The following is a 14,582-nucleotide window of genomic DNA, read 5'->3' as shown; positions in this document are numbered from 1 at the left end:
AGGAGCTGATGACCCTGATGTCCAATTCCTTGCTGACCAAAAATGCGCTCGCCCGCTCCCTGAAAGAGCTAATGGCACATATTCCGCTGAACAAAATCTCCGTCAGGCATCTGGTCGACGACTGCGGAGTGAACCGGCAGACCTTTTATTATCATTTTCAGGATATCTTCGACCTCCTGGGCTGGATCTATAAGACTGAGGCGGTTGAGAGCATTGCCCAGTACCGCAGTTACAGCACGTGGACGGACGGATTTCACCGGATTTTCTGCTATATTGAGAGCAATAAAGCCTTCTGCTGCAACACGCTGGACTCGCTGGGACGGACACACCTCGACGCCTACTTGTATGAGGTAACTAATGATCTGATCATGGGAGTCATTAACGAGCTGGCCGCCGGGATGGATATCAGGCTGGAGGATAAGCAATTTATCGCTAACTTCTACACGCTGGCCTTCACCGGGCTTGTGATTCAGTGGATGCGCGACGGTATGAAGGATCAGCCGAAGCATATGATTGAGAAGCTCAGCGTGCTGATCGAAGGGAACTTCCTCAAGGCGCTGCATAAATATGAACAGGCGATGCCGTAACCCTCCGGGTTGCGGCTTTTTTAATGAAATAATATGTTTTGGGGTTATTTTCCTGTCCAAAAACTATACACTTTGCTCCATATGACCAAATTTCATACACTCGCGGACTTTTGATGATACCTTCCACAGCGGCGCTATATTACACTCGGTTCAGGTACAGCAATCAAGCAAACCTATGGAGGCGACAATCAGTGAAAAAAGAGTACGGTAACGAGCAGGTGTATTTTGTCGGCGGCGGAATTGCATCACTTGCGGGTGCGGCATACCTCGTCAGAGACTGTGGTTTTCCCGGACAGAACATTCACATTATTGAAGAGATGAAGATCCTCGGCGGCAGCAATGACGGCTCAGGCAATGAGGAGCACGGCTATGTGATCCGGGGCGGCCGGATGCTGAACGACGAAACCTATGAGAACCTATGGGAACTTCTAAATACGATTCCATCGATTGACCAGCCGGGGCTGACGCTGCGGGAAGAAATCACCCAGTTCGATGATGCCAATCCAACCCGCTCCAAGGCGCGCCTGGTCGACAGCAAGGGTGAGATTCAGGATGTCAATTCGATGGGCTTCGATATGGCTGACCGCCTGGCCCTCGGCAAGCTGATCATTACTCCGGAGGCCAAAATGGGTAAAGCACGGATCAATGACTGGTTCGGCCCGCATTTCTTCACCACCAACTTCTGGTATATGTGGGCGACTACCTTCGCCTTCCAGCCTTGGCATAGTGCGGTTGAACTGAAACGCTATATGATCCGCTTCATTCATGAATTCCCGAGAATTCAGACGCTCGAAGGCGTAACCCGCACCCCTTACAATCAATATGATTCGATTATTCTGCCGCTGCACCAGTATCTGGAACCGCTTGGCGTAGATTTCACGTTAAAATGTACGGTAACTGATCTGGAATTCAAAGAAGGCGACGGCATTACCGTTACGAAAATGAAGGTCTCCCGCCAAGGCGTGGAAGACGTGATCGAGATTAACGAAGGCGACCGTGTGATTATCACCAACGGTTCGATGACCGAAGGCTCCAGCCTCGGCTCGATGACCTCGGCGCCGCGCCTGAACGGCAAAGGCAGCTCGTGGAAGCTGTGGGAGAATATCGCCGCCAAGAAGCCGGGTCTCGGCAATCCTTCGTCTTTCGACGATCATGTGGACGAGTCCAAGTGGGAATCCTTCACGGTTACCTTCCAGGACTCGAAGTTCTTCGACCTGATGGAAGACTTCACGCGCAACCGGGCCGGCACCGGAGCACTCGTGACCTTCAAGGATTCCAGCTGGCTGATGTCCGTTGTATTGGCCTTCCAGCCGCATTTCCGCAACCAGCCGGAGCATGTCAAGGTATTCTGGGGTTACGGACTGTATCCGGACAAGGTCGGCGATTATGTTCACAAGAAAATGTGCGACTGTACCGGCGAAGAGATCATGCAGGAGCTGATTGGCCATCTCCATTTCGAGGCGCATAAGGAAGAGATTATGGCTACTGCCAATTGCATTCCTTGCATGATGCCGTACATTACGTCCCAGTTCATGCCAAGACTGAACAGCGACCGGCCGCAGGTTGTGCCTGAAGGCTCCACCAACTTGGCCTTTGTCGGCCAATATTGCGAAATCCCAGACGATGTGGTTTTCACGGAAGAATATTCCGTCCGTGCAGCCCGAATCGCTGTCTACACCCTGTTCGGCATTAACCGTCCGGTGGAGCCGATCAAGGAATACCAGCATGATGTGCGCACGCTGTTATCGAGCCTTGTGACTTCGTTCAGATAGTACGGTTATATGGCCCGGAATAGGCAAACGAAATACCCCGCTGCATGGAGAGAATCCATACAGCGGGGTATTTGTGTGCAGTCTGCCTAAGCGGAATCAGATGCTGCAGGAGCCATCATCACAGCCGTCAGCATCTTCTGCCTTGGACTGCGGCTTGCCGACTACCTGGAGCACAGGAGCATTCTGTTCTTCGGCCCATACGGTGTCCAGGACTTCGGTGAATACCGGACCCGGCTGCGCGCCGGACACCGCGTATTTGTTGTTGAAGACGAAGAACGGCACGCCGGTGATATTCAGCAGCCGGGCCGCATCAATATCTGCATTCACCTGATCAGCATAAGCGTCGCTCTCCAGCACCGCAGCCGTCTCAGCCTGATCGAGTCCGATCTCTGCGGCCAGCTCAGCCAGTACCTTGCGGTCACCGAGATTCAGCGAGTCGGTGAAATACGCGCGCAGCAGCCGTTCGGTCATTTGCGGGGCTTTACCCTTTGTAGCCGCGTAATGGCTTAAGCGGTGACCGTCGAACGTATTGGTCGACTGGACCGTATCGAAGTTGAACTCAAGACCCACACCCTGCGCCTGTTCGGCGAGCTGTGCGTTCGTAGCTTTAGCCTTGTCACGGGTCATGCCGTATTTGGCAGCCAGAATATCGTGAATATCTCTCGTTTCGTCGGTGCGCGCATTCGGATCCAGCTGGAAGCTGCGGAATACGACCTCCACCTTGTCACGGTCCGGGAACTGGCTCAGGGCGTGCTCCAGCCGTCTTTTGCCGATATAGCAGAACGGGCAGGCATAATCGGACCATATATCTATTCTCATGGGAATTCCTCCTGAAATGTATTGGATGCAACGCTGTACTACAATCGACGAGTCTTACATGTCACTTACTATTATATAGTTAAAAACCGAAAATTACAAACAAACTTTCTGCCGGGATACAGATGGCGTTGTTCCGGTGCTTATGGATCATTACATTGACTAATTGGTGATTAGACGGCAGGTGAATTCCATATCAAGTCCGCAGATGTATTTAGGGAGGCGTTCCATTGTTCAGAGAGGATTCCGGGGTGATCATCCGCAGATTGGATGCTTGCTTATAGCGGGTCTGTTTATATATGCGGCAGCTATCCCAAAATAATCGCCCCGTTCCGCAACAAGCTGCAGTATGCCTGTATAGCCTCTATCGGCCTCTATCCAGGTATACAGCAGCTATAGGCTTCTATGTAGTCGCAGAGCATCGGATCTGCAACGGGTTCGCCAATTAGAGGAGTGACCATCCGCCGTATTTCGGCAGCCGCGGCCTCAGTCACAACGGCACAACAATAAGACAGCGGTCTACAAGGGAGACGTTAACTCCGAAGCATACCCCTCACCGAAGAGCGGTACGGACGGATCAAGCCCCAAGCTCTCCTGAAGCAGATTGTAGAGTCTGGCTCCGATAATCTCTTCCGAATATTCGGAACGGACGATCTGTAGCGCTGCTGCCCCCATCTCCCGACACATATCAGGATTGCCGAGCAGCTGATCCAGGGATGCAGCTAGTTTAGCCGGGTCAAGCCCTTCAGCAAGCAGTCCGCTCTCCCCGTGGCGTACCAGACCTCTGACCCCCATCACATTAAAAGCAACGGTTGGAAGACCGCAGGCTCCCGCTTCCAGGATAACCAGCGGCAATCCTTCATAACGCGAAGGCAGCACAAACAGCTCAGAGACGCTGTAATAGCTGGCCAACATATCCTTGTTGCGAATTGTACCGAGCATGATGAAGCGGTCCTCCAGCCCCTTGGCCCGGATCAGATCCTTCAGACTCTGTTCATCCGGACCGCCGCCGGCAACCAATATTCTAAGGTCAGGGTGCTGCTTCAGCTGCTCCATGGCCTGCACCAGCAGCGAATGGCCCTTTTGATGTTCAAACAGCCGTCCAACGGTAATGATATATCTGCAGCCGGGGTCCAGCCCCAATGCGGCTATCGCCTCATCCTTATCCCGCCGGTAAAAGATCGCCGAATTCACGAAATTCGGCAGCAGCCGGATCCGCCCCTCCAGATGCGGAAAGTGGCGCACCATGCTGTTCTGCTCATCTTCGTTAAGCGTAGTCATGAATGCTGCCTTATGAAGCGTATGCTTCTTGATCGGCAGAATCCACTTATGGATGCTGCCCCCGTGGTAAGCGGCAATGATCGGGATGCTCAGCTTCTTCGCAGCGGCAGCCAGCCGCTCAAACCGTCCGGAAGCATATTCCTGGGCATAAATCAGGCTGACTCCGTCTCCCCGTAGAATATCACACAGGTCTCTCTGAATCGTGGATATATATTGTGATACGAATTTGCCGATCGGTGTCCGGTGGGACAAGGGAATGACGGAATACCATTTATACAGCATGCCCACCGGGATAAACTTAATCGTACAATCCACGATTCCGTGCTGATAGGTGCGGACCTCACTCCCAATCCTGGTGAAATTGTAGATGGTCGTGCGGATCCCCTTGGTTTGCAGAAGACGCGCATAGTCGAAAGAAAAATCGTTATGATACGAATGTACATATTCCTCTTCACTGAGACCCAGACCCTTTACGAAGAAATCTTCAAAGTAATTGGTATGCATAAAGATCCCGACATGCATAACGTCCCCTCCTAAAAGTTTTGTTAGCTTTGCTTCTTCAGATGATACTTCGTACAAAACCTGCTTCGGAAGCATCCGCTTAGGTTTTGAAAGCATATACATTCTGAAATTAATTCTATTATAAGCGCAACTGTACTAAATAAAAGTAAACCAAAGTGGTATATACGGCCTACAAAAGGGGGAGTAAAATTAGATCAACACGTACTTTCGGTGCATTGTAATCTAAAATTAATGCGGACAGTCTAGGACGTCCCGGGAGGAGTCAGCGGTATGCATGATCTGTCTATAGTAATTCCTACACGCAACCGGATCAGCGATCTGACCCTGTGCATTGAATCCATCGGCAGGCAGACAGAGCTGGAGGATGTTTCAATTGAACTGCTGATTGTGGATGACGGCGAGATTGAGGAGAAAGTGCTGGAGTATTTCCGCAAGGTACTGGGGCGTATGCCTCAAGCCGAGCTGCGCTATTACCGCAAAACCAAACCCGGCGTCTGGCTCTCCCGCTATGAAGCCCTGGGGCTTATCGACGGTGAGATTCTGCTCAGCTTCGATGACGATGCCGAGCTGGATGATCCGCTCTACATCCGCCGGATGCTGGACACCTACGCTTCGGACCCGTCCATTGCCGGAGTTGGCGGCATCGCCAAGGGCCTCTCCAGCAGCAGGTCCGGCAAACTGCTCGGCAGGCTGACCTGCCAGATGTCGGCTTCACCCGGCAGGCTGTCGGCAAGCACACTGGCAGGCTCCCTGCTGCTGTGGGGGGAGACCGAGAATATTTTCGAGACGGATTTCTTCCATGGCTGCAATATGTCCTTCCGGACGTCTGCGCTGCAGGACATGAAGCCTTACCCCTGGATGACCAGCTACGCGGTGGCTGACGATATCTATATGTGCCATCTGGCCAGCAGATACGGCAAGCTTGTCATCAACCCGGAGATGAAGATTATGCATCATGAATCTCCCAGCTCCCGCGACAAGGCAGGCCGGGTGGCCCGGGCTACTGCAGTGAATCATTATTATTTGCTTAATCTGCGCAAGGCACCGGTGAAGAATTATGCCGCATTGCTGTGGACACTGACCTATTTAACCGGCAAAGCTACCCTCAAGCGGAATTTCAATGCCGTCTCGGGCTATGCCAGCGGAATTCTCTTCGTACTGAACCCCCGCAAGGATAAATACAGGGAATTTATGCTGGACTAGCAGCGCCAGATTCAACCTATATAGATTGAACTTGTATTTTTTCTATTATGGGATTGCCGTGACTCCAGAGAATGTTTAACCCTCCGGCCGCTGCCCGTCTGCCGATTTCTTGAATTTAACCCGCTGTTCGCGGTGGAAATCCGCAGACAAAGGCGGACGCTGTCGTCCTACAGTTCCAAAATTCTCCTACGCCACTACTGAAGGTTTGCGGTGACCGGATTACAGTGATCGGATTACGGTATCCGATATGCTTAATTGTACTTTGTACAACTAAATCATCTGTTTACCAACCCATTATCCGTTTAGTTGTATTTCGTGCAATTAAAATGCCGGTTGTAGAGGGTTCTGTCCGATTCGGGCGGATTTAGTTGTACAGACTGCAGTTATAAGACGGAAACAACCCTTTTCGCAGGTTTTAATTGTACATAATACAACTATCACTGAATTTCCACTTGGACTGAATACATAAGTTGCTGCATTGTTTGAATGAACTCACTTCTTCAGTCCTGTTGTGTGCCAGTTCTTAAACCATCACACTGTATAACCGAAGCCCAGTATCGTAAAGCATTTGTCCTTATCTTCCTTCGCCATGCGGATCTCAATGACATGCTGCTGACTCTGCTCATTCTGGTACAGAATGACCGGATTGCAGTGCGTCCAGCTGTTCACATGCGGATCAGCAGTCAGCACAAGGCTGCCATCGACGAAGATATCTGCTCTGCCAAACTCAGGGCTGCCCGAATCCTTGTATACGAGGATCAGAATGCTGCTGGTGAGGGTCATCCTGAAGCTATCCTCACCGTATGCTGCCGTATGCAGCCAGTTATGCGGAAATTCCGGGGTGCCGAAGGGATCGGCATCCAGCTCTACCCGCTGCAAATCCGTGTCGGTCGCCCCGAAACCGCCAGCTTCCACTCCGATATCACTGAGACCAGTCAGGCTCTTGCGGTCAAGCAGCCGTATATTCGCGTAATCATTTCCGAGAACCGGCCGTTTAGCGGTTGTAATATCCTCTTCGTCCCGGAGCGACCGGCAGGTCTCGGAGAATAAATAACCCAGACAGTCTGCCATTACCCGGTGTCCGTCATTAGCAGGATGATAAATATCGTAGAAAAATTGCCGTTTCGATATGACGTTCCCCTCAGTCTTGCTCAGACGGAATTGTCCGGTTACCGCATCTTTGATGCTGACCATCGGGAGGTTATAGTGCCTGCCCACAGGAGCGAGCCGTTCCTGAAGGTTCCAGTCATTCACAAACACACTGAACAGCAGAATCACGGCGGGCCGGGCCGGGTCAGACAGGATTTTTAGACAAAGGCTCTCGAAGCAATTGCCCTTCGTTTCATCACCCTCGTCATTCACTGCAAATTCCACCACCACGATATCCGGCGTTACCGCACCCTCCCGCAGAATATCTCTTTCATAACGGATTACTCCAAGCTCAGAAGGCGTCCCGCCTACTCCGGCTTTCACATAATGGATATTCTCTCCACCGTCCTTACCGAACAGCTCCTTGAACTGCAAATAAGACTGGTAGGCATAACATCCGGTGTGGGTCGGCTTAGCCCCTGCACCCTGGGTGATGGATCCTCCAATATAAGCAATGGTGACATCCTCACCCTTAATTGCCTTGTCTATTGCTGTTCTGAGCCGGTAATTATTGCCCGAATGCAGCAGAGACTTAGCAATCATTGCGCGGTATTCCAGTGAACCGAAGTCAACCGGAGCTTCCATTGTAGCTTCTGGCGCAGTATAGCCATCATTCAAATAGAAAATAATACTCGCCGTTGCCAGCTCTCCTTCACGGCCAAATTCAAAAGCGAATTTGCCGGGACTTACATCGTCCCCGGACCACATGACCTCCTCCAGCTTCAGCAATACCTCCGTCCCGTCCCCCGGACAGGGGACTCGCAGCTGCGTTCCTGTCTCATACTTGCTGCTTCTGCCCCAGTTCTGCATAAGAAAGGAGACCGTTCCCCCTTCACTGCCGGTACCGGTCTTCACGGACACCCCGATGCTATGCACCAGTTCACGGAACCCCGCCCAGGTTGTCAGAAGCGCCAGCATCCCCTCATCCGTAATCCCGCCTATGTATCTTGCCTTATCCGTCAGATAATTGCCTTCCAGATACACTTCCTGGGATGGACTGCCCTCCGCTCTGGCTGTCGCCTCGATCGCTGTTTCGAACATGACGAAGAAGCCGCTTCTTCTCTCCTCCGGATCTTTGGGGGCCGCCGGACCTTCCAATCTGCCGCCGGTAAAATCAATGTTATTGCCCTCCACTTGGATCAGCTCGCTTTCCGGTATATATGAAGACGCTCTCATTATAGACGGGAGGCGGACTACGCTCAACCGGGAAAGACGGACTTTGTTAAGTTATTACAATAATTCTCTAGTTTGTCCACCATACTATAGTAAAATCCCTGTAGAAATGAATAGGATCATATGCTCTTTAATCCGGTTTTTGTCCAGCGGCTCATGGGATTTGTTCCATTCCGTGGTGAGCGCCAGGTACATTCGCAGAATCATAAATGCCGCAACACTGGAATCACAGGGCTTCACTTCACCGCTGCCGATGGCTTCCTCAATCTGCTGTCTCAAGAAATCCAGCGCGTATGCCTCCATCCGCTTAACACCTTCCAGCGCCTGGGCTGTTCCGATGTCCCGCACCTCCTGGGCGAGCTTCACAAATAGCTCATGATCAGACCGGAATTCCAGAATGGAATCCAGCAGATTAAGCAAATTATGCACAAAGGTCGTTTGTTCCGCCGCTACACGGTTCATCACCGACATTAATTCCTGCGAAGCCTTGTCCAGAATTTCCTCAAACAGCTCTTCTTTGGTTTTGAAAAAAGTATAGATCGTGCCTTTGCCCACATTGGCGATTCTGGATACCTGATCCATAGTCGTAGCTTTATAGCCAAATTGTACAAAGGACAGGGTCGCTGCCTGCAGGATCAAAGCCTTGCGGTCAATGGACATAGTAAAACTCCTTTCTTTCTGTACGACCATAAATTGACTGAATTTAATTTTTGGTCACTAAGTCACAAATCAATTTACCATGTCCCCGGGAAGAAGACAACTTTTTGATAAAAGTTTCAATCCGCTTCCGTTCTGCAAGCTGCTCTTCTGCACAAAATGTCATGAAATTAGTATCCCTTGCCATTCTTTCTGGGGTATGATAATAAAGATGTGATCAAGAAACTAACTTTATGGATGGTGGAATATGTTTAAGAACAAGAAATCCGGCGTTATTCTGGCCGCTCTCGTCATTGTTATCGTCGCAGCTGTGGGCATCTGGCTCTTGGTGGGAAACAATGGAAAAGACAGCACAACTACTGAAACCCCCGGCGGTGCAACGGTCACAAAAGATGGCGATACGAAGTCCCTGGAACAGACGTTTTATATTTATGATACGGTCGTGAATATCAAGGTCTTCGGTGATACTGTAGAGCAGAAGAATATGGATGATATTCAGGCGATGCTGGAACGGATGGACATCGAGTTCAGCCGCACCAAGGAGAACGGGGAATTATACGCTGTGAATCAGGCAGCCGGTAAAGAAGCCGTAGCCGTATCCGACGAAACGCTAGATATCGTGAAGCTTTCCCTCAAATATGCCGAAGAAATGGACGGGCTATATGATCCGACTGTTGGACCGCTCGTTGACCTCTGGGCAATCGGTGAAGGCGGAGAGCATGTTCCCGATCAGGCAGCGATTGATAAAGCCCGCAGCCTGACCAATTACAAGGATGTTATTGTGGATGATGCCGCGAAGACGGTGAAGCTGGCCAAAGAAGGCATGGTGCTGGATATGGGCGGGATCGGCAAAGGGTATGCCGCTGACCGGATCGCCGACTATCTCAAGGCGCAAGGTCTGGACAGTGCGATGATCAATCTCGGCGGCAGCAGTATTATTGCGCTTGGCAACAAGCCGAACGGCTCGCCGTGGAATATCGGCCTGCAGGACCCCGATCAGAGCCGCGGTACCCAGCTGGGTACAATCAAAATCTCTGACGAGGTTATTGATGCATCCGGGGTATACGAACGTTTCTTCATGCAGGACGGTGTGCGTTACCATCATATTCTGGACCCGCGGACGGGCTTCCCGTCCCAGAACGGGCTGAAGAGCATTACCATTATGAGTCCGAACGCAACAGATGCGGATGCCCTGTCAACCGGTGTATTCCTGATGGGTCTCGAAGACGGCATGAAGTATCTAGAAGCGCTCCCGGAGAAGGTCGATGCCTTCTTCATCACAGACGACAACAAGATTTATGCCACCTCTTCGCTGAGAGAACGGCTGAATCTGACCGATCCTACGTACAGCTTCGCTGATTGATACCGCGCAGTGATGGATGTGCAGCATCGTATGCAAGCAGAAAAGGTGCCTTCCTTTGGGGGAGGGCACCTTTTTTGTCATACCAGCGGCAGCTCACTGAACTCCTTATAATTGGTGAAAATATAGCTTGGCGTGTGATCTCCACCCGGCTGCCGGCCGCGCGGGTTGTACCAGCATACCTTCCAGCCTGCCGCAAGCGCACCGACCACATCATTAGCCCATGTATCACCTACATAGAGGCTGTTCTCAGGTGCAGTTCCCGTCATCTTATTGACATGGGCGAAGATGGCCGGGTCGGGCTTAGCCAGACCGACAGCATCCGAGATGAAGATCATCTCCTGCGGAATGAGCTTATCTATACCCAGCCCGCGCAGCTTGCCCATCTGGTGCTCCAGCGGGCCGTTGGTGATAATGCCTACCGGATGCCCCAGGCCAATAAAGCGCTGAAGCTGCTCCGCCACGCCTTCGATCATCCCGATCGTATACTGGCGGGCAATATAGGAGGCCTGAACTCTGGTTGCCTGCTCCCGGTTCAAGGGCAGGCCATATTCGGCAAAAGCCAGCTCCAGCCGCATCACCCGGGTCTCCTCCAGCTCAAGCTCCCCGCGCAGATATTTCGGCCATAGTAAATCACTGTGATGCCTGACGGTGTAGAACAGCTCCGCATAATCCAGCTTGTCTTCGTCTGGCGCCAGCACCTCGCGCACCGCTTCCCGGAAAGGCACCAAATGGTCGTACAACGTATCATCCAGATCAAAAAACACGGCTAGCTTATTGCTTGTCTCCACGTAAACTCCCCTAACTATATCTTTAGAAATATAAATGATAAGTGAAAAAGCTCTCGTCCCGGATGTAGCCTTGGGCTTCATACAGACGCTGTGCGCCGGTATTATGCGTCAGCGTTGAAAGCGTCAGTCCCTTCGCACCAGTACCCTGCGCAAATCCGCGCACGCCTTCAAGCAGCAGTGAGCCAAGTCCCTGTCCGCGCTGCTCCTTCGTTACGAACAGATCGTTCAGAATCCATACCGGCTGGACCGAGATGGAAGAGAAGGAGGGGTATAGCTGGGCCAGGCCATACGTGCGGCGTTCTGCACCCTCACCGGCAACGGCCATAAAAATAACGGATTCCTCATTCTGCAGCCTCGCCGCCAGGAACTCCCGGGCAGCCTCCGGGTCCGGAGCCTGCCCATAAAAGCTGCGGTATTCGTCAAAGAGTGGAGCAAGCTCCTCTACATCTGCAAGCTCCGCCCGTTCAAAACGGTAATTCAACATAGCTGCTCCCCTGCTTTCCCTTAGTCTCTCGAATCGTAAAAGACATGACGGGCTGTGATCTTCCCGTCTTCAATGTCCATCAGGCCGAAGGAATACTGCTTCTCCCGGCGTTTGTCCGTAGGAGAGCCGGGGTTGAACAGCAGAATACCATTCTCCCGGCGCATCAGCGGCTGATGGGAATGGCCGAAGAGAATACAGTCCACCTCCTGGCCTTCAAAGGCCAGCAGCGCATTTCCATCCGTCCCCTTACGGGAATACGGCGCATGTCCGTGAATCATCCCGATACGCATGCCCTCCAGCGTAACGATCTTGCTCTCTCCGAAGCGCTGAATAATCTCATATCCGTCGTTATTGCCGGCAATCCCCTCTACCGGAGCAAGCCCGGCCAGCAGATCGTAGATCTCCAGCGATACCCAATCGCCCAGATGCAGAATCATATCCACCTTGCTGAATTCTTCCATAAGCACGGAGGGCAGCCCCTTGGCCCTGCTTGAGAGATGTGTATCCGATACCACGCCTACCTTCATCTGCATCCACTCCCCATTCCTATTGTCATCCTACCCGGCATTTCAAAAAACACAATGGCCGAGAAGCGCTGTAAACTGCGACTCTCAGCCATTTCATGTTCAGATCCCAAGTTTACGTCCTATAATTGTACGATGTGCAGGGGGGAGAAGCAAGCGGGCAGGGGATGCGTCAGGTCATCCTTGCATCAATCCAGCACAACCCATTCCCCTTGAGTATCTGCCGATTGTACTTCCGCTTCAACAATTTCAAGCGATTCTGCCGCACTCTCCGGGGTGCATACCACAATCGGCTTATCGTGAATAACCGCATCCAGAAAATAAACCAGCTCCCGGTAGTAGCCGGTATCCGGTGAGAGCTCAGCAATAAAGCCCGGTCCATCGTTCGGGTTCACTTTAAGCTGATTCCCGTCAAATACAAGATTCCCCTTCTCAAAGTTAACCCGATAACCCATATAGAAACCGAAATCTCCTTCCAGCGTCCAATCGACCTGGGCATTGACTACTTTTCCGTCCTTATAATAGTAATGGGTGGAGCAAAGATCATAACCGCTGCCAGGTAAGACATTGCGGGCAAGAGTAGAGACTTTATCCGGCTTGCCGAACAGGTAGCTGATCATATCCGTATCGTGAATATGCATATCCAGAATACTGCCGCCGCTGAGCTGCTCATCCAGGAACCAATCCTTGGGGGCGCCGGAGCCGCGGTAGAAATATCCCTCGGTCACCTCACCGAATTGGCCTGACTCCACGGCCTCCTTCAAGTACTCATATCCCGGCCAGAAACGGAGACATTGTCCAATCATAAGCTTCCTGCCGCTGCGGTCTGCCGTTTCCGCCATCTTCCGTGCTTCCGCCGAAGTTCTGCCCATCGGTTTCTCGCAGAAAACGTGATATCCGCGTTCCAGCAGCGAACAAGCCATCCCGGCATGCAGATAAGTGGGCACGCAGATATCAATAACATCCAGTTCTTCCTGTTCAAGCATTGTTTCCAGGTCATCATAAAGATTGTAAGAAGACAAATCATAGACTTCACGGGCCGTGCTCATATTCCCGTCTGCTTTGCCGCCCTTGAGTTCCTCGATCCGCAGATCACATATCGCACTTAATTCAACCGGATAGCCCTCCTCCGTCAACCGGACATAATTGTCAAAATGCATCCGGCCCATAAATCCGAATCCGATCAAGCCTACTTTCAGCATAGGAATGTCCTCCGATTATTCTGAATTATATTTCTTCATATCCGCTCCATGCAGGGATACCCAGGCTCCCTGCCGCCCTGCGGACTCCATCTCAGCCTCAATGATCTCAAGCGATTGTGCAGTGCTCCCGGGCAGACATACTGTGACCGGATTGTCCTGCAGTATGGCATCCAGGAAATAGACCAGCTCTCTGTAATAGCCGGTATGCGTGGAGAGTGAGGCAGTATAACCCGGTTGCCCGACAGGATTGACTGCAAGCACATTGCCGTCAAACACCGCATTCCCCTGTTCAAAATTGACCCGGAAGCCCATGCTGAACCCGAAGTCCCCTTCCAGCGTCCAGTCGGCCTGGGCATTGATTACCTTGCCGTCCTTGTAATAATAATGGGAAGACACAATGTCGTAGCCGCTGCCCGGCAGGACATTCCTTCCGAGCGCCGAGACCTTGTCCGGCTTCCCGAACAAATAATGAATCATATCGGTATCGTGGATGTGCATATCCAGCATGCAGCCGCCGCTCAATTCATCGTTTACCAGCCAGCCTTTCGGTGCACCGGACCCCCGGTAGAAGCAGCCTTCGGTAACCTGGCCGAATTCCCCGTCCTCCACAAGCCTTTTCAAATATTCATATGCCGGCCAGAACCGCAGACAATGACCAATCATCAGCTTCTTGCCGCTGCCTCGCGCCGTTTCCGCCATCTTCCACGCTTCATGGGAATGCCTGGCCATTGGCTTCTCGCAGAACACATGGTAGCCCCGTTCCAACAGAGAGCAGGCCATCTCAGCATGAAGAAAGGTAGGGACCGCGAGACTGACCACATCTAGCTCCTCATTGGCCAGCATATCCTCCAAATCTTCATACAGGTTATAGGAGGATAAATCGTATATCTCCTGGTCTGTGTTCATATTCCCGCCGGACTTCACCAGCTTCAGCTTCTCAATCTGCGGGTCGCAAATCGCAGTCAACGTAACCTCGTACCCGTCTTCGCCAAGCCGGACGTATTGATCAAAGTTCATCCGGCCCATGAATCCAAACCCTACCAGACCCACCCTGAGCATTT

The 14,582-nt window shown here is 51.9% G+C and carries 13 protein-coding genes; 4 read left to right on the top strand and 9 right to left on the bottom strand.

What is annotated here, in order from left to right; all coding sequences use genetic code 11:
- Window positions 1-17: 17 nt before the first annotated feature.
- Window positions 18-587 (top strand): TetR-like C-terminal domain-containing protein, encoded by a 570-nt coding sequence (locus tag NSU01_RS07255; protein WP_042140838.1) that lies wholly within the window; start codon window positions 18-20, stop codon window positions 585-587.
- 113 nt (window positions 588-700) lie between these two features.
- On the top strand, window positions 701-2,359 hold the full coding sequence (locus NSU01_RS07250; RefSeq protein ID WP_083442564.1) for an oleate hydratase: 1,659 nt from the start codon (window positions 701-703) through the stop codon (window positions 2,357-2,359).
- A gap of 96 nt (window positions 2,360-2,455) precedes the next feature.
- Here NSU01_RS07250 and NSU01_RS07245 read toward each other — a convergent pair whose 3' ends face one another.
- Both NSU01_RS07245 and NSU01_RS07240 read right to left on the bottom strand, forming a co-directional pair.
- Window positions 2,456-3,178 (bottom strand): DsbA family oxidoreductase, encoded by a 723-nt coding sequence (locus NSU01_RS07245; RefSeq protein WP_042134452.1) that lies wholly within the window; start codon window positions 3,176-3,178, stop codon window positions 2,456-2,458.
- 516 nt (window positions 3,179-3,694) lie between these two features.
- Window positions 3,695-4,978: a glycosyltransferase family 4 protein gene (locus NSU01_RS07240; RefSeq protein ID WP_042134451.1), complete on the bottom strand. Its 1,284-nt coding sequence runs from the start codon at window positions 4,976-4,978 to the stop codon at window positions 3,695-3,697.
- Window positions 4,979-5,248: 270 nt separating this feature from the next.
- Here NSU01_RS07240 and NSU01_RS07235 point away from each other — a divergent pair, with 270 nt between their 5' ends.
- On the top strand, window positions 5,249-6,181 hold the full coding sequence (locus tag NSU01_RS07235) for a glycosyltransferase family 2 protein (RefSeq protein ID WP_076242430.1): 933 nt from the start codon (window positions 5,249-5,251) through the stop codon (window positions 6,179-6,181).
- A 531-nt stretch (window positions 6,182-6,712) separates the two neighbouring features.
- Here the strand turns inward: NSU01_RS07235 and NSU01_RS07230 are convergent.
- Window positions 6,713-8,371, bottom strand: coding sequence for an SGNH/GDSL hydrolase family protein (locus NSU01_RS07230; RefSeq protein ID WP_339303470.1), 1,659 nt, complete (start codon window positions 8,369-8,371; stop codon window positions 6,713-6,715).
- A gap of 219 nt (window positions 8,372-8,590) precedes the next feature.
- On the bottom strand, window positions 8,591-9,163 hold the full coding sequence (locus NSU01_RS07225) for a TetR/AcrR family transcriptional regulator (RefSeq protein WP_039299874.1): 573 nt from the start codon (window positions 9,161-9,163) through the stop codon (window positions 8,591-8,593).
- A 244-nt stretch (window positions 9,164-9,407) separates the two neighbouring features.
- Between NSU01_RS07225 and NSU01_RS07220 the strand changes: the two genes are divergently transcribed.
- Window positions 9,408-10,523, top strand: coding sequence for an FAD:protein FMN transferase (locus NSU01_RS07220; protein ID WP_042134446.1), 1,116 nt, complete (start codon window positions 9,408-9,410; stop codon window positions 10,521-10,523).
- A 77-nt stretch (window positions 10,524-10,600) separates the two neighbouring features.
- Here NSU01_RS07220 and NSU01_RS07215 read toward each other — a convergent pair whose 3' ends face one another.
- The 5 genes from NSU01_RS07215 to NSU01_RS07195 form a co-directional block, all read right to left on the bottom strand.
- Window positions 10,601-11,311: an HAD family hydrolase gene (locus NSU01_RS07215; RefSeq protein WP_076242429.1), complete on the bottom strand. Its 711-nt coding sequence runs from the start codon at window positions 11,309-11,311 to the stop codon at window positions 10,601-10,603.
- 22 nt (window positions 11,312-11,333) lie between these two features.
- Window positions 11,334-11,795, bottom strand: coding sequence for a GNAT family N-acetyltransferase (locus NSU01_RS07210; RefSeq protein WP_076242428.1), 462 nt, complete (start codon window positions 11,793-11,795; stop codon window positions 11,334-11,336).
- Between the two features lie 20 nt (window positions 11,796-11,815).
- The gene (locus tag NSU01_RS07205) at window positions 11,816-12,322 is read right to left on the bottom strand and encodes a metallophosphoesterase (RefSeq protein ID WP_076242427.1); all 507 of its coding nucleotides are present in this window, start codon (window positions 12,320-12,322) and stop codon (window positions 11,816-11,818) included.
- 185 nt (window positions 12,323-12,507) lie between these two features.
- Entirely contained in the window at window positions 12,508-13,521 is a 1,014-nt protein-coding gene (locus tag NSU01_RS07200; protein ID WP_076242426.1) for a Gfo/Idh/MocA family oxidoreductase, read from the bottom strand.
- A gap of 15 nt (window positions 13,522-13,536) precedes the next feature.
- Window positions 13,537-14,580, bottom strand: a complete 1,044-nt coding sequence (locus NSU01_RS07195; RefSeq protein WP_076242425.1) for a Gfo/Idh/MocA family oxidoreductase — start codon at window positions 14,578-14,580, stop codon at window positions 13,537-13,539.
- Window positions 14,581-14,582 lie beyond the last annotated feature (2 nt).

It is taken from the genome of Paenibacillus sp. FSL H8-0259 (genome assembly GCF_037963255.1).
Classification (GTDB): Bacteria; Bacillota; Bacilli; order Paenibacillales; family Paenibacillaceae; genus Paenibacillus_AQ; species Paenibacillus_AQ phytohabitans.
Note: the sequence above shows the minus strand (reverse complement) of the source record. Positions and strands in the feature narration are given on the sequence as shown.

Excerpts from the sequence above, each read along its gene's own strand:
- NSU01_RS07255 (WP_042140838.1), top strand. The coding sequence starts at position 18 with ATGTCCAATTCCTTGCTGACCAAAAATGCGCTCGCCCGCTCCCTGAAA.
- NSU01_RS07250 (WP_083442564.1), top strand. The coding sequence starts at position 701 with ATGATACCTTCCACAGCGGCGCTATATTACACTCGGTTCAGGTACAGC.
- NSU01_RS07245 (WP_042134452.1), bottom strand. The coding sequence starts at position 3,178 with ATGAGAATAGATATATGGTCCGATTATGCCTGCCCGTTCTGCTATATC.
- NSU01_RS07240 (WP_042134451.1), bottom strand. The coding sequence starts at position 4,978 with ATGCATGTCGGGATCTTTATGCATACCAATTACTTTGAAGATTTCTTC.
- NSU01_RS07235 (WP_076242430.1), top strand. The coding sequence starts at position 5,249 with ATGCATGATCTGTCTATAGTAATTCCTACACGCAACCGGATCAGCGAT.
- NSU01_RS07230 (WP_339303470.1), bottom strand. The coding sequence starts at position 8,371 with ATGTTCGAAACAGCGATCGAGGCGACAGCCAGAGCGGAGGGCAGTCCA.
- NSU01_RS07225 (WP_039299874.1), bottom strand. The coding sequence starts at position 9,163 with ATGTCCATTGACCGCAAGGCTTTGATCCTGCAGGCAGCGACCCTGTCC.
- NSU01_RS07220 (WP_042134446.1), top strand. The coding sequence starts at position 9,408 with ATGTTTAAGAACAAGAAATCCGGCGTTATTCTGGCCGCTCTCGTCATT.
- NSU01_RS07210 (WP_076242428.1), bottom strand. The coding sequence starts at position 11,795 with ATGTTGAATTACCGTTTTGAACGGGCGGAGCTTGCAGATGTAGAGGAG.
- NSU01_RS07205 (WP_076242427.1), bottom strand. The coding sequence starts at position 12,322 with ATGAAGGTAGGCGTGGTATCGGATACACATCTCTCAAGCAGGGCCAAG.
- NSU01_RS07200 (WP_076242426.1), bottom strand. The coding sequence starts at position 13,521 with ATGCTGAAAGTAGGCTTGATCGGATTCGGATTTATGGGCCGGATGCAT.
- NSU01_RS07195 (WP_076242425.1), bottom strand. The coding sequence starts at position 14,580 with ATGCTCAGGGTGGGTCTGGTAGGGTTTGGATTCATGGGCCGGATGAAC.